This is a genomic window from Microbulbifer mixtoriginis (SeqCode) (assembly GCF_052468275.1).
The window spans coordinates 4,727,036-4,751,952 of sequence record NZ_CP174341.1; the positions used below are offsets into that span (position 1 = coordinate 4,727,036).

Genomic DNA, 24,917 nt, shown 5'->3' on the forward strand with positions numbered 1-24,917 from the left:
AGCCAAAGCGTTTGCCGTTTTAACCGGTAAGGAAACCGCCGATGGGCAATGGAGAAAAACGCCAGGGAACTGACCAGAATTCCGACCCGACCGCGCAACAGCGCGGGCGGGACGGTTCCGCTGAAGGCAGCGGTAACGGTGATAGTAGCGACACTGGCGGCAGTTTAGAGGAGACTATGGCTCGTGTTGAAGCCACTCTAACTCTTATAACTGCATGGATGGGTAATATTCAGCGCTTATTTCAGCTAGAGCTGGAAAGAACCCTAACAGCCGGGAAAAGGCTGATTTTTCTGCAGTTGATGCTGGTACCCCTGGGAACCGCACTACTCGTCAGCCTTTGCGGTGGCATTGGTTTGATTGCCTACTATTTTAGCCAATCGATCTATATCGGTTTCCTTGTATTTGTACTGATACAAATTGCCCTTTTCCTCGGTGTGTTGCTTTATCAGCAAAAGCTGCGCCCTCTGCTGGGATTTGAAGAAACCAAACGGCAGGTAAAAGAGGCCATACAAGATGTCGCTGAGACAATTAAATAGAGAAATTACACAATGCCGTGTGGACGCTGAAAAACAGCGTCGCAGTGCGTTGCGCTTGTTTGATCAACAGCAAAGGCAAATTAACCAGCAGCTGGGCAAAATTCCTATAGTGGCCATTCTCGGCGTCGCTTTTGCCGCCGGCTTTATTACCGAAAAACTCTGGCAGCTGCCACACACTTCACAAATCATTCAATTCGCACTCTCTATGCGCGCCCTATAAGCTATTTCGCTAAAGCTAAATAAGCAGAGAGACAACCATCCCACCCTGGGGGTGCAATAGACAAAACTGTCATTCAATCCTGCTCAGCTGTCTTTTTGCGCCATTTTGTCCTGGGTTTTTTTATCAAAATCACTGGCGTCATGGCGTTCATGAAGCTGCTTACTGGGATCCCCCCAGGTGCGGTTCACCATACGCCCACGCTGTACCGCCGGTCGCTGTGCAATTTCATCAGACCAGCGCACAAGGTGTTTGTAACTCTCGGTCTGCAGGAATTCACTGGCATCATAGGCCTCATTACGGATCAGGGCTCCGTACCAGGGCCAGATGGCTATATCTGCAATGGTGTATTCACGCCCAGCGATAAACTGGTGCTTAGCCAGTTGCCGGTTCAATACATCCATCTGCCGCTTTACCTCCATGGCAAAACGATTGATGGGGTACTCCAGTTTCTCGGGCGCATAGGCATAAAAATGCCCAAAGCCTCCACCGAGATAGGGCGCCGCCCCCATCTGCCAAAACAGCCAATTGAGAGTCTCGGTACGCTGCTCCGGTGTATGCGGCAGAAAGGCGCCAAATTTCTCTCCCAGATACAGAAGAATTGATCCGCTTTCAAAAACCCGAATTGGTGGTGTCGTACTGTGGTCCACCAGGGCTGGGATCTTTGAATTCGGATTGATATCCACAAAACCACTGCCGAATTGCTCACCCTCAGTGATGCGAATCAAGTGGGCATCGTATTCCGCCCCTTCAACCCCCAGTGCCAGAAGCTCCTCCAGCATAATCGTAGCCTTGGCACCATTGGGGGTTCCCAGGGAGTACAGTTGCATCGGGTGCTTGCCCCGAGGTAATTCTTTATCATGGGTGGCACCCGCTATAGGGCGGTTAATTTTGGCAAACTGCCCACCACTTTCCGCATCCCACTTCCAAACCTTGGGCGGAGTATAGGGTTGATCCGGCATTACAGAGCTCCAACTGGTGTTACGGGTTAATCCAATAGAGATAAGGGCATACTCCCCGAGAGTAAAGGGTCGCGCCAATAAATCCATGGAAACCTTAAATCGCCTCTCGCAAGCATCGCGCACTAGCCCAGAGGTACCCACTATTCTCAAAGCCAGAACCTAGCTTGGCGCCTTGCAGGGGTCCTCTGCTGCCAGAAGATCCCCGACTGAGTTGAAGGCCCCCCGCGACTCACCCATAATACCGGCCCTGCGCGACATTCGACGGAGCCCCAGGCCCTCTGCCTCTCACCGGGGCACCTCGACTCCGCCAAGGCGCTAGCATCATTTTGTTCCTGGGCTTCAACCGGACCTGATATGACCGAATTTGCAGTCATCCTGCTCAGCACCATCCTGGTCAACAACTATGTGTTGGTGCAGTTTCTTGGGCTGTGTCCCTTTATGGGTGTCTCCAACAAACTGGAGACCGCCGTGGGTATGGCTGGCGCCACCACTTTTGTACTCACACTGGCCTCAATCTGCTCTTACCTGGTGAATACCTATTTGCTTGAGCCCTTTGGCATCGAATACCTGCGCACTATTTCCTTTATTCTGGTGATCGCGGTAGTGGTGCAATTCGCCCGTATGTTTATCGAAAAAACCAGCCCACTGATGTACAAGGTTTTGGGCGTTTTTCTGCCGCTAATTACCACGAACTGTGCCGTACTGGGCGTAGCGCTGCAAAACACCATGAAGGCCCACACATTTATACAGTCCACCCTGTATGGCTTTGGCGCCGCGGTAGGTTTCTCCTTGGTATTGATTCTTTTTTCCTCCATGCGCGAGCGATTGTTTGCCGCGGATGTACCGCTGCCATTTCGCGGCGCCGCTATTGGCATGGTCACCGCAGGGCTGATGTCCCTGGCATTTATGGGCTTTAGCGGTCTGGTATAGGGTTACGTGATGCTGGACTGGATTTCTGAAATTTCCTCCCCCCTGCTGGTACTCGGCGGTATGGCTCTGGTGTTTGGCGCCCTGCTGGGATTTGCCGCCATTCGCTTTAAGGTGGAGGGGGACCCTCTGGTAGAACAGGTCGATGCCCTGCTGCCGCAAACTCAGTGCGGGCAGTGTGGCTATCCCGGTTGCCGTCCCTATGCCGAAGCAATTGTGCATGGCGACGCCATCAACAAATGCCCCCCAGGCGGTCAAGCCACCATCAACGAGCTGGCCAACCTGCTGGATATGGAACCCATGCCCCTGGATGCAGAGCACGGGGTCGAAGATGTAAAAAGAGTGGCCTTTATTCGCGAAGCCGAATGTATTGGCTGCACCAAGTGCATTCAGGCCTGCCCGGTGGATGCCATCGCCGGCGCAGCCAAATATATGCACACCGTAATTGCCGACGAATGTACTGGATGCGATCTCTGCGTAGAGCCCTGCCCCGTGGATTGTATTGATATGGTGCCCGTAGATATGCCGCTACAAGATTGGCATCCACAAAAGCCCGAAGACGGTATCCAGCTGATTGCCACCGACCGTCGCCCGCAGCAAACAGATCAACGGGGAGGTGCAGTTTGAACCCCGAAAATGAAAACCGCACAGCGCTACAGGAAAAAAACCAGCGGCGCGAAGCGGTAGAGGAGCGTCGCGCCGCCCGCGAGGCACAACTAATCGCCAGCGAAAAGGCGCGGGAACTGCGCCCCAACGATTTCCACGGCGGCGTACATCCACCGGAAAACAAGCAACAGAGTACCGGCGAACCCATTGGCAGCATTCCCCTGTCCGAGGATTTGATTGTGCCTCTGCTGCAACACAGTGGTGCCACTGCATTGCCCCTGGTCAAACTCGGCGATGATGTACTAAAGGGCCAAAAAATTGCCGAGGCGGATGGCCTGATCAGCAGCCCTGTGCACGCCCCCAGTTCCGGTAAAGTCATGGCCATAGAGCCCTGCGCCGTCCCCCACCCTTCGGGGCTCGCCGAGGACAGTATTGTGATCCGTACCGACGGCGAGGAGCACTGGTGTGAACTGCAACCCTGTGAGGATTACACCCAGCTTTCGCCTGTTGAGCTTCTGGAGAAAATTCGCGACTGCGGCATCGCCGGCATGGGCGGTGCGGGCTTCCCCACCGCGGTAAAGCTCGATCCCCACGGCGGGGCGGAAATCGACACACTGATCATTAACGGGACAGAGTGCGAGCCTTACATTACCGCCGACGATATGCTGATGCGCGAGCGCGCTGAAGAGATTATCGCCGGGATTGGCATCATCTCTTATATCCTTGATGAGCCCGAGCGCGTATTGATCGGGATTGAGGACAATAAGCCGCAGGCCATTGCCGCCATGCGCGAAGCCGCCAGAGATACCCGCTTTGATATCGTGGTGTTCCCCACCAAGTACCCCTCTGGTGGGGAAAAGCAACTTATCCAGATTCTCACCGGCCGCGAAGTACCCAATCAGGGCCTGCCGGCCAATGTCGGCATCGTCTGCCAGAACGTGGGTACCGCCAGGGCCATTTATCGCGCCGTTCGCTATGGTGAACCTCTAATCAGCCGGGTAACCACAGTTGTTGGGCAAGCCCTGGAGCGCCAGCGCAATATCGATGTGCCCATCGGTACTCCCATTCACCATATTCTCAAACACCACGGTATCCACCGCGGCCAGATGCAAAAGGTGATTATCGGTGGTCCCATGATGGGTTACACCATTGACGATGAGCGCGCCCCTGTAGTCAAAACCACCAACTGCCTATTGGTGCCTACCAACCAGGAGTTGCCACCAGCACCGGTAGCCAAGGCTTGTATTCGCTGCGGTTACTGCGCCGAGGCCTGCCCAGCTTCACTGCTGCCACAGCAGCTGTACTGGTATGCACGCGCCGATGAGCGCGAAAAGCTGCAAGCTTATAACCTGTTCGACTGCATCGAATGCGGCGCCTGCTCCTATGTCTGCCCCAGTACGATTCCGCTGGTGCAGTATTACCGCGCTGCCAAAGGGGCAATACGCTTGGCGGAGGAGGAGAAAGAAAAGTCCGACCGCGCCCGCGATCGTTTTGAGTTCCGCAAGCTCCGTCTGGAAAAGGCCGAGAAAGAAAAAGAAGCCAAACGTGAGGCACGCCGCAAGGCAGCCGAACTGGCGCGCCAACAGCGCGAGCAGAGCCCTGAGTCCGAGGAAGCCAAAGAGAGCAAGCAACAAGCAGATATCGTCGCCGCTGCCCTGGCCCGGGTTAAATCCCGCCAGGAAGATCCCCAGCAGCTGCTCGCCCGTGCCCAGCGCACCTTCTCCAGCGCCGAAAGCCGCGTCGAACGCCTGCGCAATAAGGTGGAGGCCGCAGAAGAAGGCCAACGCGACCAGCTGGCAGCCCAACTCAAGGCTGCCGAGTTAAAACTGCAGGAAGCCGAACACAAGCTCACCCTGGCCAGGCGTCGCGCCGATCGCGATCCCGCCAGGGAACCCAGCCAGGAAGAGACCAGTGCCGCCGTGCGCGCTATCACTAAGGCGCGTGCCTCGGCAGAAGCTCGCTCTCAAATGAGCGATGCCGAGCGACTCGCCGCAGATATCGAGGCTCTGCAGAAGCGTCTCGGCAAAGCCGAGGCAAGGTTGCAAAAAGCCAAAAATGAAAATGATGCCAACCTGGCGGCCTTTGAGACTGCCTTGGAAAAGCTGCAGAAAAAGTTGGAAGACAAGATGCAAGAGCAAAAAGCCGCACAGGATGGTCGCCAGTAATGTCCTTGATGCGAGCCACCTCCCCCCACGCCCGCTCCGGCGATAACACGGCCAAAGTGATGTTGCAGGTAGCGGCCGCCACCGCACCAGGTGTTCTGGCCATGGTGATTTATTTCGGCATCGGCGTGTTGATCAATATTGCCTTCTCTGTAATTACCGCTCTGCTGTGCGAAGCCGCAATCATGAAACTGCGGGGCAGACCCGTGGCTTTCTACCTGCGTGACTACAGTGCCATGGTCACGGCACTCTTACTGGGCATTGCTCTGCCTCCATACTGTGCCTGGTGGTTGCCGGTAGTCGGCAGCGCCGTGGCCATCGTATTGGCTAAACAGCTATATGGCGGCATGGGGTACAACCCTTTCAATCCAGCCATGGTGGGTTATGTGGTTTTGCTGATCAGTTTCCCGGTGGATATGACCCGCTGGGTTGGCGCGGCGGATGTGATCGGTGGTGCACCGGATATTGGCGAGGCCATCTCCCTGGTCTTTGGCAGTTACAACGTGGATGGTTTCACCCGTGCCACCCCCCTGGAAATCGTGCGCCTCAACGAGTCAGTGTTGCTGTCACAACTCTACGAGATGGAACCGGTTTTCAGCCAGGGGACTTTTGCCGGGGCCGGCTGGGAAACCATCAGTTTCGGGTTCCTGTTGGGCGGGCTTTTTCTATTGTTTCGCGGCATTATCACTTGGCACGCGCCAGTAGCCATGCTCGCAACCCTGACCCTGATCTCTCTGTTTTTCTACGACAGCGGCAGCTCTCTTTCCGAGGGCTCACCACTGCTGCACCTGTTCTCCGGCGCTACCATGTTCGGGGCCTTTTTCATCATCACAGATCCGGTCAGTGGCTGTACCAGTAATAAGGGGCGCCTGATCTTCGGCGCCGGTGTTGGACTCTTCACTTATATTATCCGCGCCTGGGGCAGCTACCCGGATGCCGTGGCCTTTGCGGTACTGCTGATGAACTTTGCCGCACCCACCATTGATAATTACACCCTGCCACGCACTTATGGTCACAAGCGGGCGCGTCGCGCTACTGACTTGGAGGAGCACTGATGCTCAAGCAGTCTATGGCCACCAATGCCGTTGTGCTGACCCTGTTTGCCCTGGTCACTGCAGGCACTCTGGCAGTGACCCAGATCACCACCCGAGAGCCCATTGAACGGGCGATACGCGCAGCCTCTGCCAAAGCCCTGCTGGAAATTATTCCTCTGGATCGCCACAGCAATGACCTACTTGTGGACACCTATCCAATTCCCAAGACCTACTGGAATCAACTAGGGCTCTCTCAGGGTGGCGATATCAACTTAGCGCGTGGCAAAGACGGTAAGATTTCAGCGGTCATTGTACCGGCGGTGGCACCAGACGGTTACTCAGGCCCGATCAAAATGCTGGTAGGCGTCAACCGCGATGGCACCATAGCTGGTGTACGGGTCACCAGCCACAGCGAAACGCCGGGCCTTGGTGATAAGGTCGAACTTAAAAAAAGTGATTGGATTCTTCAGTTCGATGGCCTCTCACTGAAAAACCCTCCCTCTAGTGAGTGGAGAGTTCAAAAAGATGGCGGGGTCTTCGACCAATTTACCGGTGCAACGATCACCCCCCGCGCAGTGGTTGCTGAAGTACATCAGGTGCTGGAGTTTGTCGCCAACAACCATCAGCAAATATTCAGTGCACCGGTGTCCAAGCGAGCCGTTGAGGTGGAAAATCCTGAAGCGGAAAATACTGATGAGGCTCAGCCCAATACGGAGCAGAATTAATGGCGACCCCCGGTTACGCAGAAATTACCCACAACGGACTCTGGAAAAATAACCCCGCCCTAGTTCAGCTTTTGGGGCTCTGCCCCTTATTGGCAGTTACCGGCTCAGTGGTCAACGCTATTGGTCTGGGGCTCGCCACCACTGGTGTACTCACCTGTTCCAACTTGGCAGTTTCCCTAGTACGGAAACAGATGCCCGACACCGTGCGTTTACCCGCCTCGGTAATGATCATCGCCACCTTCGTCACCTGTGTCGAACTCTTGATGAAGGCTTTCACTTATGAGCTCTACCTGGTGCTGGGAATTTTTATTCCATTGATTGTTACCAACTGCGCCATCCTCGGCCGCGCCGATGCCTTCGCCAGTAAAAATCCAGTACTGCCGTCACTGGTCGATGGTTTTATGATGGGGGTTGGCTTTACCGCAGTGCTGATTGCTATCGGCGCCGTGCGGGAAATACTCGGCCAGGGCACTTTGTTTTCGGATATGGATTTGCTATTGGGGCCTATGGCCAAAGACTGGAGCCTAAACTTGCTGGGAAGTAATTATCCCGGTGTGCTGGTGGCGGTGTTACCGCCCGGTGCATTTCTGGTAGCCGGTCTACTGATTGCAGCGAAAAATGCTATTGATACGGGTATTGAACGGCGCCGCAGTCAGCAAATCAGAATTGTACCTGGCTCCAAACGGGTGCGCGTTACTGGAAAAATCTCTTAAGATTGCCCCAAACAAGCCCTTATTCCCTACGACAATCGTTTAGTGTAGCGAAAGCTATTCGATTGTCGCTGACCCACTTGCCGAGTAATTGTCATATTCCGGTGAGAAAAAGACCTAGGATTGACGCCTAAATCTTTATTTTCTGATTCAATAAAAGCCCCCTATACAAAAGTGCACCATATTGAGGAGATTCACGTAGAAAAACCACAAGTGAAGCCTCTGACTTGTGCAATCTTCGTGTAATCGAATGTAATAGCTTTATTCTCTCTTTTTGAATTCGTTTGGCTAGAATGGCACGACCGAACAGCTTGCTAGAGCGATCGGAGCCAACACAAAAAGAACAGGGATACTGCTATGACTGTAGACAATGGAAAGTCTGATCTGGTCTATCACGGCCGCCGCGCACAGCGAGCCGACAGCCGCCTGCGCCGCAAGGCCATCCTAGAGGCCACCCTGCGACTAATCGTAAAAGAGGGGATTCGCGGTATCCGCCACCGCGCCGTAGCTCGCGAAGCGAATGTACCACTGGCCGCCACTACCTACTATTTTAAAGACCTCAACGATCTGATCAGTGATTCATTCACTTATTTCGTTGAGCAGGGATTGGAAAGCACACGCCAACTTCAAGAAGAAAGTTTCAATGCGGCTCGCAACCTCTCTTCACAAGAGCGCGCATCGAGTAGTAGTCACAAACTGCTGGTGCAGCAGCTCACCCGCTTCATCCTCACACATGTGCGCAACCAGGCTGAAGATCGTGACCGCCGTTTGGTTGAGTTGGCCTTCCGCAATGAGGCGCTGCGCAACGAGCAACTGACGCGGGCGGTACGCATGTCAAGCCATGCGAGAGAGTCCCTAATTCAGGAATTCTTCCACTTGCTGGGAGTTGTTGATCCAGAAGCCGCTGCGCAAATCGCTCACGGCACTATTCTCAAGTTGGAATATGAAATTTTAAGTGGCTCCATTGCACTGGATTCTCCATTGCTTGAGCGCACAGTCACCATGATGGTTCGCGGCTTAATTCCTGCAACAGCTACCCAAGTTACCGAGACCGCAGCATACGGCTGAAATATAAAGACTATCTCACAGGTTAGCGGCACGGTGCCCAAACACTGTGCCGCCTTCTTCCTTAAATGGCCAGCCTGATATCACTCACTGCACTATGAGCAGCTTCCCGACATAGCCGCCACCCACTGGCGTAGTAAGCTCACCCCCTCTTCATGTACCAAACTTCGCCCTAACTCCGGCATCATCGCGCCCGGATCGCTGGACTCTACACGGAAATTCAAAATTGAGTGATCCGGCTCTCCCGGTACTATGGCAAATACCCGCCCTCCACTGCCAGTACCCGCCGCTACTGGTGGTTTACACAAGCCCATCTTGCGCCAGTCTGTTTCACTGTGATGAAGCATCAGCCCCGATGTGTCAGCGGCACCGGCCGGGTTATGACAGTGACCGCAGTTGATATCGAGGTAGGCACGAGCTCTATCTTCTAGCGATTTTGAAGTATCTGCATAACTAGCCTGGCTTGGTAGTGATATCAGCGCGGGAAGCCCTTTCAGATATCCCACTTTCTGCCAGTGGGATAACTGATTCTCTGTTCCACTAAGATAGGTAAAATCTCGATTTAAGTGTCTTGCTCTCGGGCCGAGTGGGGAAATCTTCTTTCCAGTAAAGTTGTCAGCATGGCAACCGGCGCATTGATTGGCATCGGGCACCACATAAGTAAATTCTGAGACATCCCCAGAGTCGTTCACCAGTTTAAAATGTGTGGTATCACCAGCGATTTCATAAACGGCTTCAGTTTGAGCCGCATTCCAAATATAGGGGATCGCCTGCCAGCCCCTCTGACGTTTTACTAGCAGACGGGTCTCAATCAAGCGCACAGCCCGCATATCCAAAGCTTCTCCACTGCGCCCTTCCAGGTAGTCCCGAGTAAAATTATCGGTGCGCAGAACTGTATCACCCTCTCCTCTTGGATAGTAAAAAGTCTTGGTAAGTACCGTACCCACCGGATACTCAAACTGCTCCTCACCATACTCTGCCGAGGTGCCTGCGGGCATCCACACGGTTCGCAGTTTATGGGCGTAATCGGTAAAAAGCCCAGTATTTAAATCGTACGGCAGCACACCTGCGTTGGGGGTCAAACCGTTATCAATAATATTGACCAGATTCCAGTCACTAAGCCTCTCAGGAATAGCATCTTCGGCAAATAGTTGAACTGGGGCTTGGGCTTTCTCGCAGCCACTAAGGGTGACCATTAATGTAGCAATAAGGAGAAGGAAAGAGCCCACCAAACATTTCCACTTATTCATTCCCCCCCTCCAAGACAGCCAAATGATCTCCCGCGTTTTTTTCTTTATCTGGCCGGTCAAATTTCAAAACGACCTCTGGTAGCTTTTTCAGACGGCACTGATGAGCAGAAATATCGGTGGAAATATTCTGATAGTTATTTTGGAAATCAATATTCAATATGCCCACATCCGTGTTGTCAATGCATAGCCGAAGGTGGTCTGGCAGGGCGCCCTCAAACATTTTCTTGCTATCCACAACACCATCCCAAAGTACATCGGGCAAGCTTCCACCCAGTCCAAAACGCGCTAACTTTAGCGCCTTAAGTTCCAAGTGGTCTGGTGATGAACCACCTCCTGCAAAGTGATTGTTATAGATATAAATACCTTCCGGATATGGATCGAAGTCTGCCTGAGTCGACTTATCGCTGTAATAACCCGCAGTAAAGTAGCTACTCACGATAATATTAGCAGTATCATTATCCGCAATCTTGTTATCAAATATCTCAACCTGATCATTGGAATTAATCACGATACCCGATCCTGCAGGAACTGCAGCCACAGGGGTTCCTTCATGCCCAAAGTTTTTTACATTGTTTTTAAATATATCGTTATCATAAATACGCGTACTATGCCCAGGCTGAGGCAAATTTGGCATATTAAAAACCAGAATACCCCCCGTATTATTGGTTGCCACATTACCATACACATCAGCACCGATAGTATTTTCTATTTCGATGCCCGCCACATTAAACTCAGCGCGATTGTTTCGCACAATCACATTGCGAGACTGACCGACATAAATGCCAGCATCTGAGGCGCCAATAGCTACTGAACCTTCCACCAAGGTGTTTCGTGTCTGCACCGGATAAATTCCATAGGCACCATTTTCTGTAGATGGACCATTAGTCCACTCAACACGAATATTACGAATAATAATGTTTTGCCCTTCATTAATTTTTAAGGCATCACCCACCGTATCCTCTATTGCCAAGTTTTCTATCGTGAAATCGTTGGCATTGACCAACAGTCCCTCAGCCCCTTGAATTTGACTTTTAAATGAGAGGATAGATTTATCCATTCCCATACCACGAATAGTGACATCATCAACATTTAGAGAAAGACTACGATCAATCTGAAATTCCCCTTCAGGAACAATAATGACATCACCTGGCTTAGCAGCAATAAGTTGCCTCAACAGTTTTTTCTGAAAATCAACGTCATTAGTTGCAGGATTTGATTGAGGGGCTTTCTTCTCTCCGCAGGCGGAGACTAGTAATAACGTGAGAGCCACCCCGATGTAGGACAAGGTCTTCATGCTTCACCCTTTGTTTGAATTATTGTTTGTAGCTACTACATCTGGCTTTGGTAGGTACGAATGTACCAATTAAGTCGCGCAAAAAAACTTGCTAGGCAAGCTTCTGCATACTATCTGACCCCTAGATACCCTTCAAGACACTATTATTATTTGAAAGACTAGAAAACATATAGGGTACCAGCTTGGCGCTTCATGCAACCAATTATTGAAAGCACGTTTGCCCGTACCCCACATTCCCTAAGGAATCGCAATCAAGATGGAATTTCGTAAGTTGATTTTAATGCCATTTGCCCTTCTAAGTTTTCAGGTGCTTGCTCAACCGACTTTAAAGATTGAGATTACAACCCCAGAGGGATGGCAGTTTCATACTCGACAGATATTGAGTAAATTAACCCTAAGTAAGGAATCTAAGTCTACATCTGCCCAAACAGCGCCCTCGGAGTACCAGGCAATTCGCTGCGATGGCCCCTGGGGGGCTGTAAAATATACTATCCCCCTATTAAAGGGCCCCGGCATTAAAATCTTATATGGGACAGGTAGTCTTTTTCTGCAAGTTATTGAATATTCTGTTGACAGTAAAGAAGGTGCCATTTATTCAATGAGTATTCAATGCATTGATGTCGAGCCCACACAGATAATCAATGCGATCACTGAAATTGAACTCACTATTGGAAAAGAAGCTTCTGAGCAATTGGAGCTCAGCAATGGCTATATTCTTAAGTACCATTACAAGCCTGGCTGAAGAATTTACAATAATTTAGCTGTTCAGAAACCTACCTATTTTTTCATAAGCATCTGCACAAATATCTTTGAGCAAATCTTCAACATTTAAAAATCCATGTATAACACCCTCAAAGTGTATATATTCAGCGTGCACACCAACTGACCTCACCCTCTCAAAGTAAAGTTTACCCTCATCACACAAGGGGCAAAACTCTGCTGTTATCACCAGAGTTTTTGGCAGCCTTTGAGTAAAATCCATATAAAGTGGAGATGCCGACTTTCTACACTGGCCATCCCGGAAATATTTTTCAAAGAACCAGTAACATTTCTCAGCTTCTAGAAAATATCCTTTCCCGTATTTTTGGTAAGATTGACAGCCTGCCGTATAGTCAACACAAGGATAAATGAGAATTTGTTTGTCTATATAAATGCCAGTGTCAAATTGTGCTATATGCGACAAAGTTGCCGATAAAGAACCACCTGCAGAGTCTCCCGCTACTGAGAGTAACTTTTGATAGTCGATCTTGTGTCGGGAAAGGCTCGCCCAAACTCCACGAGCTACAGCGCAAGTATCTTCAATATTGGCTGGATAAGGATTTTCTGGAGCAAGCCGATATTCTGGTGCCACCACAATATGCTGTGTAGCTATCGCCATTTTACGACAAATAGGGTCATAGGCTTTAACACTATCCAGCATATGACCACCCCCGTGCAGATATAAAAGAACCGGTAGTGCCAAGCTCGAATTAGGGTTAAATATCCTCACAGGGACATTGTATCCACTGGTATAGATTTCATCATCTATCACCTGGTCAATGTCTGGGATGTCTGTAACATATTCCTGTATTATCCTTTCCGACCTCTCGCGAGAGTCGATAACACTAAAGGCATGACCTTTGGCTGTACGCTCTGATAACAACTCATTGCATACTCTGAGAAATTCAGAGAGGTTCGGATTTACTTTCCTCAAAAGAGACCTCCAAAGAGTAACAGCACCCATAGTGTTTTGGTGCAAAAAGGAATATTACAATTGAGTTGAGATAAAATTGATTCAAGACAAGCTGATAAATGAAGGGGTAAGCCAGCCGGCTCAAGTAAAACCGACTGGCAGATAAACACAAAAATTCACAGGTAGTGATCTGTGAAAAATAAAATCAGTGGAAAACAGGAGCGGACACATAGCTCCAGAACAATACCGTGCCTACCATAATTATTACAGCGATAACCAGGGAAACAGTAATAATTGCACTGGCAAAAAGAAATCCTCGCTCCTCTGAGACACCCATAACAATAGGAATCCCCAGGTAAAGTAGATACACCGCATAAGCTACCGCCACAGTTGCCAACAAAATATCCAACCACAACACCGGATAGATCCCCGCAATACCTGCCAAAAATATTGGAGTCGCTGTAAACCCTGCCACGACTACACCTTTCATCGGGTGCGTTTCTGCACCATAGGTTCTCGCCATCCAGTGAATTAAGTAACCAATTGAGACAACCGCCAATACCATCGTACAATAGAAAACCGCTACCAATTCCAACGCACTCTGGCCGGTTATTCTTACCGGATTCCCATTGCCGATACTCCAACCCACCTGAGTAGTGCCAAAATACCAGGCGATTGCAGGGAATAGTGCCAAAATAATAACGTAGGAGATTTGTCGGCGAAGTTTTTTCTCGGGGAGGCAGCTAATCAACTCCCACTGCTTGCGAGGTTGGAGCATCAGGCCGAACATATGGGTCAACATTCTGTTTTCCTCAGGTTCTAGGGAACTCTGAGTGCGACCTATCTAGTCAAATTGATCTTGGAACTGCCGGTCAATATGAAGGTACTACCAAAAGGCCACCCCAAAAGCTCCAGTGCGTTTCTTCTTGTATCGAGTTACTTGTAGGAGCAACAGTCGTTCAAGTCAACCGTAGAAAAGAGATTGGCGGGAATGCTTACATGCACGTTTCTCGCGGAAACATTTTTAAAGCGTGAGGTGATACCAAACAACCCCAGACTAAAGGGAAAGAGGCAGAAGTAGAGAAAAATCAAATGCTGCCATGCTAATTTCGCTAATTAAAAAAGTAACCAGCCACCAACCCACAGCCGGTTACTTTTAATTATTTAGATAAGCTCAGAAGCTCGCAGGTTCAACAGTCTGCATCCAGCCAAAGCGGTCCTCTGTCCGCCCCTCTTGAATATCAAGAAGCGCCTGACGTAAAGCTTCGGCCACAGGACCTGGAGCCTGCTGCAGCTCATAGCAATGCTCTGCATCACCAATAACGCTAATAGGGCTGATAATAGCAGCAGTACCGCAGGCAAAAGCCTCTGTGCAGCTGCCAGAAGCTATCTGGCTGAGTAATCGATCAACCGGAATGGACTCCTCTACGACCTGGTAGCCCAGGCTTTCGGCCAGCTCCAATAGTGAATAACGGGTAATACCCTCCAAGATGGAGCCGGTCAGTGCTGGCGTATGCAATGTCCCTTCAATTACCGCAAAGAAGTTCATGCCAGAGAGTTCATCTACGCTGTTTCGGTCAGACGGATTGAGCCATAGAGACTGATCATAACCGCGCTCCTTGAGCCGCCCTACGCTCAATAGAGAGGCCGCGTAGTTACCGCCAACCTTGGCATCCCCTGTGCCACCCACTGCGGCGCGTGCATCTTCCCTCTCCACCCAAAGACGCATGCTACCGGAGTGGTAAGCCTCTGAGGGACTGGCAATCACATAGAACTCATAAGAGCTGCTAGCAGATACGGTAAGGTCCGCCTGGGTGCCAATCAGAAACGGCCGCAAGTAGAGAGACTCGCCGCTATTACCGGGTACCAGGTTGGCACAATAGGAAGCAACAGTACGCACGGCACCGAGAAACAGGGATTCTGGCACCGGGGGCATACACAAGCGTTTGGCAGAATAGGCCATTCGCTCAGCATTTTTCTCGGGACGGAATAGAGCAATACCACCAGCCTGGGTCCGGTAGGCCTTCATTCCTTCAAAACACGATTGAGCGTAGTGCAGCACTTTTGCTGCAGGATCTATCGACAAGGGTGCATAGGGAATCAACTCACCCTGACTCCAACAACCGTCCTGATAAACTGCACGAAACATTATAGGGGCCATTGCCGTCCCGAAGCCCAGCCTCTCGGGTACTTCATATCCACGCAGGCTTGCGGCCACTTCGGGATCGATATTGATGCTCACCGGCACTCTCCTCTCATTCGAATCGGCTGATTATGGCGCCTGCCGGCCAGCAATCCAAATGTAGTGACCACAGACCCCATGGCTTTAGCCGTTTTCACCTAATCAAACCTATTCATATAGGATGAAAATCCAAATACTCCTGTTCTTACCCCTGCAGCGCAGAGCCATCGAGTAGTCACTTAAATTTACTCTAAAAATTTTTGGCACTTACTTGCCGACCTTCGGCACTGCTATTTCTCCCCAGCTGCTAAACCGAAAGAGTGCCCGCAGGCATCCCGGTAACCTATTCACCGGTTGGTTGAAGTCTCCGTCACAATCCCTCTGATGACAGACTGTGCTGGCTATACTGTTTAATACGCAGCCAGGAGCGCAAAAATAAGCCTCCGGATGCGGCTTCTCTGAGCGGCTATGAGTAAAAAAGACGTGCCTTCAGAGTTGTAACAGAACCACATTTCAGGAGAGAGCTTCCACCGTATCTGTCGGTTTTCCGGCGATCGGGCGGAGACGAGATCCACACCCCTGCGTGATGGCTAAGGCCTATTGCACAGCTGTGGGCAAAGTAAACCGGAATGGAAGTGGTTCAATCGTGACACAGATAGATACCTGCAATCGCCTTGCTATCGGCTTGATGTTTACAGCCACAGCACTGCTGTGTAACGGCGCCATTGCCGCAGATGACGCCACTGCGAATCCAGATCCGAAAGGCCCTCCCCAGGCCTTTATTGAAGCCGCTTCCAAACCGCTGAAAAAAAACCGAAGACAGCTGCGCCCCTCAGAGGCTGTCGAATATTATCGTGAACGCATTGAAGATCTTGAAGCTGAGTATGGTGCCTATGGTATCGGTATTGATGAGCAGCTGCTGGGCCTGGCCACTGCACTGCAGAAAGCTGGAGCCCATGAGGAAGCCGCCACCGAATTCCGCCGTGCAATGTTAGTTAATAGAGTGAATGAGGGCCTCTATTCCCTCAGTCAGATACCGATGATTGAACGCTTGATAGAAAGCCAGATTGCGTTGAATCAATGGGAAGAAGCCAACGACAACCAACAGTATCTCTACTGGTTGCACGAAAAAAATTACGGTAAAAAAGATCCGCGGATGTTGCCTGTAATCAATAACCTGAGTCGCTGGCACCTACAATCTTATGTTGAGAAGAAAGGTGAGACTCTGGTCGAGCACCTAATCAACGCCACCAAGCTCTACACCCTCGCGGTCGATATCATCAGCAAAAATTTTGGCTCCAACGATCTGCGTCTAGTGGACGCACTACGCGGGCTGAAAGCAACGAATTACTATCTCGCCAATTACAAAGGAGAGGCCCAGGCGCCGCTCGTCGTCAATACCAGCTTTGGCGGCGGCCCCGATGTAAGTCAGCGCAGTATGGTAGATCACTATCGAATGAAGAGCTTCAATACTGGCAAAAAAGCGATTACCCGAATCGTCGATGTCTACCAGCGCAACCCTCAATCACCCCCGGCCGCATCTGCAAAAGCAAAAGTCGAGTTGGGCGACTGGTATATGATGTTCAATAAATGGCATTCCGCGCGCCGCACTTATGGAGAGGCTTATAAATCTCTGTGGGACAATGGTGCCTCCAGCGATGAAATTGAGGATATTTTTGGTCGCCCGATTGCACTTCCTGCCCTGCCGATTTTGGAATCGGAAAGCAAAGCCCTGGCCAACTCACATATCACTGTTTCTTACGATGTCACTGCCTTTGGCAAAGCACGCAATATTAAAATCCTCAGAGCCTACCCATCCGATAAAGTACAGATTCGCTCCAAAGTCCGAAACATACTTAAACGCGCCAAATTCCGGCCGCGCTTTGAAGATGGTGAAGCGGTAGCAACACGCGGTATTGTTCAGCGCTTTGTTTTCGATTGAGTGATTCACTGAAAAGACACTGAGTGATGTGTTGTGGAGAGCGCGCAAATAATCAAATAACAACTACTTTTAAATTTCCACACCAGCCATTTTCCGGGCAGCTGGGGAGTCGCAGAATTGATCGCGGCCTCCCGGCATAACGCCAAGCCCTTCTAGGAGAAAAGAGATGACAACTCGGAAAGCGGTACGAAAAAGTCACCGCCAGGGCATTAGCTGGCACACTCTGTTCTCTGTCGTTGTACTGACTACAGTGATTACTGGATGTAAAAGCCAGCAAACCCAATCGCAACCACCGGCGATGCCCTCTTCCAGCTCGCAATCTCAGTCTCAGAGCAGCGCCTCATCAAGCAGCAGTTCTAGCAGTAGTTCACAGAGCTCTAGCCAGTCACAGTCCAGTAGCAGTGGTGGGCAACCCAGTAGTCGTTCTTCGAGCCAACCCAGCGCGAATATGCCAACGGCACAGCGAGAGTCCCAACAAAAGTCCGGAACAGCTTCCAGTGAAAATCAACGTTCCTCCCGTGAACCCTCAGCAGGTGATAGCATGCCGGAGGCAGATTCCCGCAATCGCTCTCCATCATCCCCTGTCTACAGTGATTCACAGCAATCTCCGGATGAAAGACGTACGCCTCCAGATCCCTCTTCTAGCCAGGACGGCACCCCACCGGATGAGATCGACTTCTCCGAGGAGGAGCAAACAGCTTCGGCTTCAAGTAGCTCCTCATCAAGTAGTTCTTCCTCGAACAGCTCCTCGTCGAGTAGTTCGGCCTCAAATAGCAATGCGTCCACCAACGGTCAACCCAGTAATGGCTCTACTCGCGCTGGCAGTGCGCCCAATGAAGTTCCCAGTACAGCCGCGGAGAGAGTCGCAGAGCTTGAGGGCCGCTTCGAATCCACCATGGTGAGCTACGACGGCATGATCCTGCGTGAACGGGACTATGTCCGTAACAGGCCTGGTTCCGCTTCAAAAGAGGGCGAGGAAGAGGCAATGGATGAAGCGCCACCGGGAGAATCACTGGAAGATCTCATTGAATCTGCGGAAGCCGAAATCCCCCCTCCACCCGGAAGCGGAGCACCCAGCGGCGGGGGCCCACAGCAAAACAATTCCAGCGGCCAGGTAACAGGCCCCGGTTTACCCACTAAGGGGCGCCAAGGGGAGTACAACCACAGCGGCTCACAGCCAGTGGTGCCTGCAGATATTCCCAGTGGTACCGATGACGATGTAGTGGCAAGACAAATTCGTGAAGCCGCCACACGGGAGACCGATCCTGAATTACGGGAAAAGCTCTGGGAAGAGTATCGAAAATATAAAAATGCGACGAAGTAGTTACAGAGGACGCATAGATGGCACTTTTAACTCGAAAAAACTATCGCTGTTTATTTACAGCTCGGCTCGCATTGATAACTGCTGGGTTACTGCTAGTACTACTTAGCGGATGTACCACAACCGAAGTACGAACTACTGCATTTACCCCCCTCACCATTGAGGACAAAAATATTGCGGAAGAGCGCCTGCTGGACGTCGGCGTTATCCAGTTCGATCCCGGTATAGACACTGTTGAAGTTGACGAAGACACCCTGGTCTTTCCCGAATTACGCCAGGCTGAGTCCCGCTTTATGGCAGTCACCCTGGCTGACTCATTGCAGTCCAGCCTGGGTTGGGGGGCAGTGAGAGTTATCCCATCTGCCCGCACCAATATTGATGTAACGGTTTCTGGAAAAATAATCCAATCCGATGGTGAAATTCTCACCATGGAAGTGACCGTTACCGATTCCCGTGGTCAACGCTGGTTTACCAAGGAATATTCGGAATACGCTTCTCACTACGCCTATGATCGTAAGCACCCTACTGAAGGAGATGCCTTTCAGGGAATCTATAACCGGGTTTCCAATGACATGTTGAATTATCGACAAGGGCTATCCAATCAACAGATTGCTGAAATCCGCACTATCTCTGAGATGCGCTTCGCCAGGAGCTTTTCCCCCGAAGCCTTTACGCGCTATCTGCAGCAAAGCCAGGAAGGTATTTACTACCTGAGCGCTTTACCTGCAGAAAATGATCCTATGTTGCAGCGAGTACGAAAAATCCGTGAGCGCGATTATCTATTTGTGGACACACTACAGGAATATTACGGCACTTTTGCCAAAACCATGGAAGTACCCTACCAGGAGTGGCGAGCACGGAGTTATGAGGAAGTTCGGCAAATGCGCGAACTCAAGCGTAAAGCCCGCAACCACACCATCATGGGAGCCGCGGCCATTATCGGCGGTATCGCCGCAGCCGGTGCAGGAGGAGGCAGTGCCCAGGCTGCGGGACAGGTAGGTATTGGTGCTGGCGGTTATTTAATTAAGAGCGGCTTTGATCGTCGCGCAGATGCCAAGATGCATCTGGAAGCTCTGCAGGAATTGGGAGACTCAATGGAGGCTGAAGTCGAACCACAAATTGTCGAACTGGAAGATCGCACCGTCACCCTGAGCGGCACAGTAGAGAACCAATATCGTCAGTGGAGGGAAATCTTGAAAGAAATTTATGAAGCCGAAACAGCGTCTTCCGAAACCAGTATATGAAGTGCAGACCTTATCGAGGTAAACCGGTCAGATTTTAACCCTTAGCAAGCACCCAAGATCTTCACTGGGTAACTTAATAAAACGGCGGAATCACTATGCAGCACCGCAATAACACCAAGGAAGATTCAACTCCGATCGAGCCCGCAGAGTTTAGCTTTGGCGGTGAGGAAGCTCGCATCCCCAAGAAAACCAGCCCTAAAACTGACAAGCCGGAAAGGGAAAATTCATACTGGCCTTTTTTGCTGGGGGCAGTAATGCTCAGTGGCTTGGTAGGGGTTTTCTGGGGACTTCCCCAAGTTGTGCAAACTCCAAAATTACAAACCGATAAAATGGCTGTTGCCAAAACAATAAATACACCAGAGGAAGATCCGGCACACGCATCCCCCTACTCCGATGCTGAAATCATGCAGCAACGCAGGGATGTGCAAAAAATTCTGCAAGATATTCTCGCCCTTAAAGAGGAGCTACAAGAACGTCAAGTTGAGTTATGGGCATTCGAAGATTACTACTCCGCTGAAGACCTAGCTCTAAAGGCTGATAGCCTTTATCGAAAAAGACAATTCATGCAAGCCCTGGAAAAGTACCGGGAATCCTTACAAGCACTAGAGACATTGCGTGACAGTATTCCCGAGCGAATTGAGTTACACCTTAGCGAGGGTAAACGTGCTTTGGATATAGGGGATAAGGATTCTGCACTAGATGCATTTAATCTAGTACTTACTATCTCTAAAGATCACCCAAGAGGTCTCAAGGGACTTGAGCGGACCGATAAATTACCCTCTGCCTGGTGGAGATATATTCAGGCAAAAGACGCCTACTCCGATTCCGACCTAGACCAGGCTAAGTCATCTCTTGAGCAATCACTCTCGGTTGACCCTGAGACTGTTGAAGCTCAAGCATTACTGGCAAAGGTTGAAATAGAAATCACTGAGAGAGACTACCAAAAGGCTATGTCTTCTGGCTACGCAGCGATTGCCGATAAAAATTACACATCCGCTAAACAATTCTTCAATCAAGCGCAAGCATTAAAGCCTACTGCTAAAGCACCGACCATCGGCCTACAGCAGGCAAAAAATGGTATGGAGCGGGAGAAAATTAATAAACTACTGAGCTTGGCACGCTCACAGGAAAAAAAAGAAGATTGGCGTGATGCTCTTAAAAGTTATACGGCCTTGCTGAAAAAGGATAGTAGCCTGGTTGCTGCAGTTACGGGGAAGGCACGCTCTTCTGCCAGGGCCAAATTAGATGATCAGTTACAAGAATTACTCAAAGACCCCCTTACCCTTAGTGAAGGTAAGCGCAACCACTTTGCCCGCACTGTCTTAGCCGATGCACGTAAAGTAAACGGTCAAACACCACGCTTAGTTCAGCAAATAGAAGACCTAGAAAATGCGCTTACCCAAGCTCTGATACCTCTACCCGTTCGTTTCAAATCCGATCGTAGTACCAGTGTCACGATTTACCATGTTGGACGTCTGGGTAATTTTGACCAACGAGAAATCGCCTTAAAACCCGGTCGCTACACAGCCATTGGTACCCGCGATGGGTATCGGGATGTACGGCGTGAGTTCATTGTAAAACCCGGAAAACCTGTCACCGAAGTGGTCATTCAGTGCGCAGAGAAAGTAAACGGCGCTAATAATAGCTGAAGACAAGAACCCCTGAGCGAGATGAAAATCCAATAAAGAAGATATTCGCAAGGGGCAAATCCTGAGATGAATCAGAAGATTCATTCACAGGAAAAGAGGTGTTCTGTGACAAACGGCTCGCTGATCGCCAACCCTCCGGTGGCAGCGAGCTAAGCTTTATTTCACACAAAAAAACATCAAACCCAGCCTTGGTATCGGCTGCGCTTTAGCGCGTATTTCATCGGTGCCAGATTATTGCGATAACTCCATAACGACACAGCAATAGGGAAGTGTAAATGGCAGTGAAAGAGGCGGTCTCAGTTCGTGATAATGAGCCTGTAGTCGATGACTCACCTCTCATCGAACCTATAGGTTTCACACCGGTTCAAGTCAGCTCTAACCGTGCTCGCCTGTTCCTGTCCAAGCGTGCACTGGTAGTAGCGGCCTGCCTGTTATTAAGTCTCTTGGCGCTGACCTACTTAGTCATCGCCCGCTCCCTCATATTTGAAACCGTGCCTAACAATGCAAAAGTCAATATTAATGGCTTTGCCCTGCCACTGGGAGATGGACATCTGGTGCTTCCCGGCAACTACAGTTACACCATCAGTGCAGATGGTTATTTATCCAAGAGTGGTGAGGTTGAAGTCGGCAGCGATGGGCACAGCCGCCATGCAGTGACCCTGGATAAGCTGCCAGGCCATCTGCAAGTTGAAACAGACCCCCCGGTTCCAGTCAAAATAATAATCAATGGCGGTGAAGTGCCCAATACAAACGGACTGGTGGAAAATATACGTCCAGGTTCCCTTCGGGTAACAATTCTCTCCGATCGTTATCTCCCCTATACCCAAGTAATCAAAGTCGAGGGACTCGACAACACTCATCGCTTGCAAGCAAAACTTCGTCCAGCCTGGGCCAATATACGTATTAGTAGTAATCCCCCAGGTGCCACTGTCACCTCCAATGGAAAAACTCTTGGCACAACACCTCTCAATACAGAGCTGGTGCAAGGGGATAGGGTTGTCTCCATCTCCCTACCAGAACATAAAACTGTCGATGTCCCAATAGCCGTTACCGCCGGTGTGGACCAAGCCCTTCCCACGGTAAATCTGGGCCCAGCCGATGGACTATTACGAGTTGTTTCAATTCCCGAAGGCGCTAGTGTAACTGTTGATGGGGAGTTCCGCGGACACACTCCTCTTGAACTTGAATTGTCATCAGGAGAAGCTCATCGATTACGCTTTTTTAAAGAAGGTTACGCCTCTGTAGTACACACCATAGACCTTTCCGCCGGAATGGAACGGGATCTCAGCGTTAACTTAAACGCCGTGTACGGTAGGGTATTTGTAACGAGTGTACCCACTGATGCAGAGGTTTATATTGATGGGCAATATGCGGGTAAAAGCGGACAGTCATTCAACCTCCCAACGAAAAGTCACAAAATTGAAGTGAGGAAGAATGGCTACCAAGCATTTGATACCAGAGTAATCCCAAGCGACAAGCTGGAGCAGACGGTACGCGCAGTATTGTTGACCAAAGAGCAGGCTCGCTGGCAGCAGGTTCCGGCATCCTATCAACATGGCGCGAATGGAACCATGAAGTTGATGCGCCCCAATGCTGTATTCACTATGGGATCCTCACGACGTGAACAAGGGCGCCGTGCCAATGAGGTGATGCGCCAAGTCGCTCTAAATCGTCCTTTTTATATCGGAGCCACCGAAGTCACTAATGGAGAATTCAGACGCTTTAAACGTATGCATACCTCAAGGCATGTGAATGGAGTTAGCCTGGATAATGACAACCTGCCTGTCGTCAATGTCAGTTGGGCCGATGCGGCTTTATTTTGCAACTGGCTCAGTGAACGTGAAGGTCTTAACCCTGTATACCTAACCGAGCGCGGCAAAATAGTTGGGTTTGATTCAGCGGCAGATGGCTATCGTCTTCCCACAGAAGCCGAATGGGCCTGGTTGGCACGCTATGATAAGGGCACCATGCGTAAATACCCCTGGGGCAATGAGCTACCTATCGGCGCCAACTCTGGTAACTATGCCGACAGCCACGCTGCCAAGCTGGTCCCGGCAGTATTACGTACCTATAGCGATCGCTATGCAGCCACAGCTCCCGTCGGCAGTTACGGTCCAAATCCTCTTGGTATATACGACTTGGGTGGCAATGTTTCTGAGTGGATTCACGACCTCTATACCATTGGTACCGGACTCTCATCGCGCCTGGAAGAAAATCCGATTGGCCCACAGGATGGCGACTACCATGTAATTCGCGGCTCCAGCTGGCGTCATTCAGGGTTAACCGAACTGCGTTTATCTTACCGTGATTATGGCGAAGCTCCCCGCAATGATATTGGATTTAGGGTCGCGCGCTGGATTAATTAAAGAAGGAGTGAAGATGTTCAGGATCATTTTAATACTCATCATTCTTTTACCCTCTTACTTATTTGCCCAGGAGAAAGAAGATACCAATGAGATGACCGTTGCTCAGGCGAACAAGGAGAAAACAGAAAAAAACAAACGCAGGGGCAATCGTTCAGATGATTACAAGTCTTCAGAAGAAATTTCTGAAGATTTATCTGTTTCCTATCCTGTGGATATTTAAAAGAGAAGCCGCCAAGGGCACCACCATGAAATTCAAATCCTCAGACTTTGTGTTCCAGATATTTGCTCTGCTGGGATCTATTATCCTGGTTCACGCCATTTATGTTGCCATCATTCGCCCTAACGCAGATGCCTTGATAGAAGAACAGCTTGCACGGGAGGCAGCAGGAGAAACCTATGTTCAGCAACGTTCCATTTATATTGTGATGAAAGACTACGAGCAGGAAGCTTGCTTTGTACTGATGCTGTGGGCCATGGCAATCATGGGCCTAAAGGCACACCGCAGCATACGCGAGCGCAAACTGCTCGATAAAGCCCTTCTTAATATCAGCGAAGGCACACCTATCTTACCCGAAGACACCCGCGACCTGTCCCGTCCCATACAAGCACTACCCGAAGAGGAGCGCAGTTATCTCGTGCCAAGAGCACTGCTCACCGCGCTACAAAGATTCGGCTCTACCAAAAATGTGGCTGCAGTTTCCAATTCGGTAAAAGAAGTATGCGAAACAGAGGGCGATCGGCTCGACTCGGAATTAGCAATGGTGCGCTATATCACTTGGGCAATTCCCTCGATCGGGTTTATCGGAACCGTGCGCGGCATCGGCGAGGCACTTTCTCAAGCCCATAAAGCAGTAGAGGGTGATATTGCCGGGGTTACCGTAAGCCTTGGGGTCGCCTTCAACTCAACTTTTATTGCCCTGGTGATCAGCATTGTCATTATGTTTTTTACCCATCAGTTACAGCTTATGCAAGAGAGACTGGTCTTGGATACTCAGAACTATTGCGATAACCGCCTGCTGAGATTTCTCAAAATCAGCTAGCCGAACTCAAAAT

23 protein-coding genes are annotated in these 24,917 nt (G+C 50.5%); 17 read left to right on the forward strand and 6 right to left on the reverse strand.

Going from position 1 to position 24,917, the window contains the following annotated elements; all coding sequences use genetic code 11:
- Window positions 1-41: 41 nt before the first annotated feature.
- Both ACJJIC_RS20630 and ACJJIC_RS20635 read left to right on the forward strand, forming a co-directional pair.
- Window positions 42-536: a hypothetical protein gene (locus ACJJIC_RS20630; RefSeq protein WP_444908714.1), complete on the forward strand. Its 495-nt coding sequence runs from the start codon at window positions 42-44 to the stop codon at window positions 534-536.
- On the forward strand, window positions 514-756 hold the full coding sequence (locus tag ACJJIC_RS20635; RefSeq protein WP_444888031.1) for a hypothetical protein: 243 nt from the start codon (window positions 514-516) through the stop codon (window positions 754-756). The genes ACJJIC_RS20630 and ACJJIC_RS20635 overlap by 23 nt, the downstream gene beginning before the upstream one ends.
- Window positions 757-839: 83 nt before the next feature.
- On the opposite strand, the gene yghU is transcribed toward ACJJIC_RS20635, so the two are convergent.
- Window positions 840-1,715: a glutathione-dependent disulfide-bond oxidoreductase gene (yghU, locus tag ACJJIC_RS20640; protein ID WP_444910995.1), complete on the reverse strand. Its 876-nt coding sequence runs from the start codon at window positions 1,713-1,715 to the stop codon at window positions 840-842.
- Between the two features lie 354 nt (window positions 1,716-2,069).
- Between yghU and rsxA the strand changes: the two genes are divergently transcribed.
- From rsxA to ACJJIC_RS20675, 7 genes are all read left to right on the forward strand, one after another.
- Window positions 2,070-2,645, forward strand: coding sequence for an electron transport complex subunit RsxA (rsxA, locus tag ACJJIC_RS20645; protein ID WP_444883780.1), 576 nt, complete (start codon window positions 2,070-2,072; stop codon window positions 2,643-2,645).
- Window positions 2,646-2,654: 9 nt separating this feature from the next.
- Window positions 2,655-3,269, forward strand: coding sequence for an electron transport complex subunit RsxB (gene rsxB / locus ACJJIC_RS20650; protein ID WP_252084588.1), 615 nt, complete (start codon window positions 2,655-2,657; stop codon window positions 3,267-3,269).
- Entirely contained in the window at window positions 3,266-5,413 is a 2,148-nt protein-coding gene (gene rsxC, locus ACJJIC_RS20655) for an electron transport complex subunit RsxC (RefSeq protein WP_444908712.1), read from the forward strand. The genes rsxB and rsxC overlap by 4 nt, the downstream gene beginning before the upstream one ends.
- Window positions 5,413-6,465, forward strand: a complete 1,053-nt coding sequence (locus tag ACJJIC_RS20660) for an RnfABCDGE type electron transport complex subunit D (RefSeq protein WP_444908711.1) — start codon at window positions 5,413-5,415, stop codon at window positions 6,463-6,465. Before rsxC ends, ACJJIC_RS20660 begins: the two co-directional genes overlap by 1 nt.
- Window positions 6,465-7,169 carry an electron transport complex subunit RsxG gene (rsxG, locus tag ACJJIC_RS20665; protein WP_444883777.1) on the forward strand — a complete coding sequence of 235 codons (705 nt, stop codon included), beginning with the start codon at window positions 6,465-6,467 and terminating at the stop codon, window positions 7,167-7,169. Before ACJJIC_RS20660 ends, rsxG begins: the two co-directional genes overlap by 1 nt.
- Window positions 7,169-7,882, forward strand: a complete 714-nt coding sequence (locus ACJJIC_RS20670) for an electron transport complex subunit E (RefSeq protein ID WP_444899076.1) — start codon at window positions 7,169-7,171, stop codon at window positions 7,880-7,882. Before rsxG ends, ACJJIC_RS20670 begins: the two co-directional genes overlap by 1 nt.
- Window positions 7,883-8,236: 354 nt before the next feature.
- A complete protein-coding gene (locus ACJJIC_RS20675; RefSeq protein ID WP_445357768.1) occupies window positions 8,237-8,947 on the forward strand; it encodes a TetR/AcrR family transcriptional regulator in 711 nt (236 codons plus the stop codon).
- Between the two features lie 92 nt (window positions 8,948-9,039).
- On the opposite strand, the gene ACJJIC_RS20680 is transcribed toward ACJJIC_RS20675, so the two are convergent.
- Both ACJJIC_RS20680 and ACJJIC_RS20685 read right to left on the reverse strand, forming a co-directional pair.
- Window positions 9,040-10,194 (reverse strand): SO2930 family diheme c-type cytochrome, encoded by a 1,155-nt coding sequence (locus ACJJIC_RS20680; RefSeq protein WP_445357769.1) that lies wholly within the window; start codon window positions 10,192-10,194, stop codon window positions 9,040-9,042.
- Window positions 10,187-11,488, reverse strand: a complete 1,302-nt coding sequence (locus tag ACJJIC_RS20685) for a parallel beta-helix domain-containing protein (protein WP_444908709.1) — start codon at window positions 11,486-11,488, stop codon at window positions 10,187-10,189. The genes ACJJIC_RS20680 and ACJJIC_RS20685 overlap by 8 nt, the downstream gene beginning before the upstream one ends.
- Window positions 11,489-11,744: 256 nt before the next feature.
- On the opposite strand from ACJJIC_RS20685, the gene ACJJIC_RS20690 reads away from it, so the two are divergent.
- Window positions 11,745-12,230, forward strand: coding sequence for a hypothetical protein (locus tag ACJJIC_RS20690; protein ID WP_444908708.1), 486 nt, complete (start codon window positions 11,745-11,747; stop codon window positions 12,228-12,230).
- 15 nt (window positions 12,231-12,245) lie between these two features.
- Here ACJJIC_RS20690 and ACJJIC_RS20695 read toward each other — a convergent pair whose 3' ends face one another.
- From ACJJIC_RS20695 to ACJJIC_RS20705, 3 genes are all read right to left on the reverse strand, one after another.
- The gene (locus tag ACJJIC_RS20695) at window positions 12,246-13,181 is read right to left on the reverse strand and encodes an alpha/beta hydrolase (RefSeq protein WP_445357770.1); all 936 of its coding nucleotides are present in this window, start codon (window positions 13,179-13,181) and stop codon (window positions 12,246-12,248) included.
- A gap of 184 nt (window positions 13,182-13,365) precedes the next feature.
- Window positions 13,366-13,962 (reverse strand): Yip1 family protein, encoded by a 597-nt coding sequence (locus ACJJIC_RS20700; protein WP_252084579.1) that lies wholly within the window; start codon window positions 13,960-13,962, stop codon window positions 13,366-13,368.
- 372 nt (window positions 13,963-14,334) lie between these two features.
- Window positions 14,335-15,402: a branched-chain amino acid aminotransferase gene (locus ACJJIC_RS20705; protein ID WP_445357771.1), complete on the reverse strand. Its 1,068-nt coding sequence runs from the start codon at window positions 15,400-15,402 to the stop codon at window positions 14,335-14,337.
- 586 nt (window positions 15,403-15,988) lie between these two features.
- Between ACJJIC_RS20705 and ACJJIC_RS20710 the strand changes: the two genes are divergently transcribed.
- The 7 genes from ACJJIC_RS20710 to ACJJIC_RS20740 all read left to right on the forward strand — a co-directional run bounded on the left by ACJJIC_RS20710 (window position 15,989) and on the right by ACJJIC_RS20740 (window position 24,904).
- Window positions 15,989-17,284 (forward strand): tetratricopeptide repeat protein, encoded by a 1,296-nt coding sequence (locus tag ACJJIC_RS20710; protein ID WP_252084577.1) that lies wholly within the window; start codon window positions 15,989-15,991, stop codon window positions 17,282-17,284.
- Between the two features lie 166 nt (window positions 17,285-17,450).
- The gene (locus tag ACJJIC_RS20715) at window positions 17,451-18,608 is read left to right on the forward strand and encodes a hypothetical protein (protein WP_252084576.1); all 1,158 of its coding nucleotides are present in this window, start codon (window positions 17,451-17,453) and stop codon (window positions 18,606-18,608) included.
- A 17-nt stretch (window positions 18,609-18,625) separates the two neighbouring features.
- Window positions 18,626-19,849: a hypothetical protein gene (locus tag ACJJIC_RS20720; RefSeq protein ID WP_444908704.1), complete on the forward strand. Its 1,224-nt coding sequence runs from the start codon at window positions 18,626-18,628 to the stop codon at window positions 19,847-19,849.
- A gap of 95 nt (window positions 19,850-19,944) precedes the next feature.
- On the forward strand, window positions 19,945-21,498 hold the full coding sequence (locus ACJJIC_RS20725; RefSeq protein ID WP_445357772.1) for a tetratricopeptide repeat protein: 1,554 nt from the start codon (window positions 19,945-19,947) through the stop codon (window positions 21,496-21,498).
- A gap of 275 nt (window positions 21,499-21,773) precedes the next feature.
- Window positions 21,774-23,864 (forward strand): PEGA domain-containing protein, encoded by a 2,091-nt coding sequence (locus ACJJIC_RS20730; protein ID WP_444908702.1) that lies wholly within the window; start codon window positions 21,774-21,776, stop codon window positions 23,862-23,864.
- Window positions 23,865-23,877: 13 nt separating this feature from the next.
- Window positions 23,878-24,084, forward strand: a complete 207-nt coding sequence (locus ACJJIC_RS20735) for a hypothetical protein (protein WP_444908701.1) — start codon at window positions 23,878-23,880, stop codon at window positions 24,082-24,084.
- Window positions 24,085-24,109: 25 nt separating this feature from the next.
- A complete protein-coding gene (locus ACJJIC_RS20740) occupies window positions 24,110-24,904 on the forward strand; it encodes a MotA/TolQ/ExbB proton channel family protein (protein WP_252084571.1) in 795 nt (264 codons plus the stop codon).
- Window positions 24,905-24,917 lie beyond the last annotated feature (13 nt).

Excerpts from the sequence above, each read along its gene's own strand:
- rsxG (WP_444883777.1), top strand. The coding sequence starts at position 6,465 with ATGCTCAAGCAGTCTATGGCCACCAATGCCGTTGTGCTGACCCTGTTT.
- ACJJIC_RS20725 (WP_445357772.1), top strand. The coding sequence starts at position 19,945 with ATGCAGCACCGCAATAACACCAAGGAAGATTCAACTCCGATCGAGCCC.
- ACJJIC_RS20740 (WP_252084571.1), top strand. The coding sequence starts at position 24,110 with ATGAAATTCAAATCCTCAGACTTTGTGTTCCAGATATTTGCTCTGCTG.
- ACJJIC_RS20715 (WP_252084576.1), top strand. The coding sequence starts at position 17,451 with ATGACAACTCGGAAAGCGGTACGAAAAAGTCACCGCCAGGGCATTAGC.
- ACJJIC_RS20730 (WP_444908702.1), top strand. The coding sequence starts at position 21,774 with ATGGCAGTGAAAGAGGCGGTCTCAGTTCGTGATAATGAGCCTGTAGTC.
- ACJJIC_RS20700 (WP_252084579.1), bottom strand. The coding sequence starts at position 13,962 with ATGTTGACCCATATGTTCGGCCTGATGCTCCAACCTCGCAAGCAGTGG.
- rsxA (WP_444883780.1), top strand. The coding sequence starts at position 2,070 with ATGACCGAATTTGCAGTCATCCTGCTCAGCACCATCCTGGTCAACAAC.
- ACJJIC_RS20660 (WP_444908711.1), top strand. The coding sequence starts at position 5,413 with ATGTCCTTGATGCGAGCCACCTCCCCCCACGCCCGCTCCGGCGATAAC.
- ACJJIC_RS20720 (WP_444908704.1), top strand. The coding sequence starts at position 18,626 with ATGGCACTTTTAACTCGAAAAAACTATCGCTGTTTATTTACAGCTCGG.
- ACJJIC_RS20670 (WP_444899076.1), top strand. The coding sequence starts at position 7,169 with ATGGCGACCCCCGGTTACGCAGAAATTACCCACAACGGACTCTGGAAA.
- ACJJIC_RS20735 (WP_444908701.1), top strand. The coding sequence starts at position 23,878 with ATGTTCAGGATCATTTTAATACTCATCATTCTTTTACCCTCTTACTTA.
- ACJJIC_RS20630 (WP_444908714.1), top strand. The coding sequence starts at position 42 with ATGGGCAATGGAGAAAAACGCCAGGGAACTGACCAGAATTCCGACCCG.
- ACJJIC_RS20635 (WP_444888031.1), top strand. The coding sequence starts at position 514 with ATGTCGCTGAGACAATTAAATAGAGAAATTACACAATGCCGTGTGGAC.
- ACJJIC_RS20680 (WP_445357769.1), bottom strand. The coding sequence starts at position 10,194 with ATGAATAAGTGGAAATGTTTGGTGGGCTCTTTCCTTCTCCTTATTGCT.
- ACJJIC_RS20675 (WP_445357768.1), top strand. The coding sequence starts at position 8,237 with ATGACTGTAGACAATGGAAAGTCTGATCTGGTCTATCACGGCCGCCGC.
- ACJJIC_RS20685 (WP_444908709.1), bottom strand. The coding sequence starts at position 11,488 with ATGAAGACCTTGTCCTACATCGGGGTGGCTCTCACGTTATTACTAGTC.
- yghU (WP_444910995.1), bottom strand. The coding sequence starts at position 1,715 with ATGCCGGATCAACCCTATACTCCGCCCAAGGTTTGGAAGTGGGATGCG.
- ACJJIC_RS20690 (WP_444908708.1), top strand. The coding sequence starts at position 11,745 with ATGGAATTTCGTAAGTTGATTTTAATGCCATTTGCCCTTCTAAGTTTT.
- rsxB (WP_252084588.1), top strand. The coding sequence starts at position 2,655 with ATGCTGGACTGGATTTCTGAAATTTCCTCCCCCCTGCTGGTACTCGGC.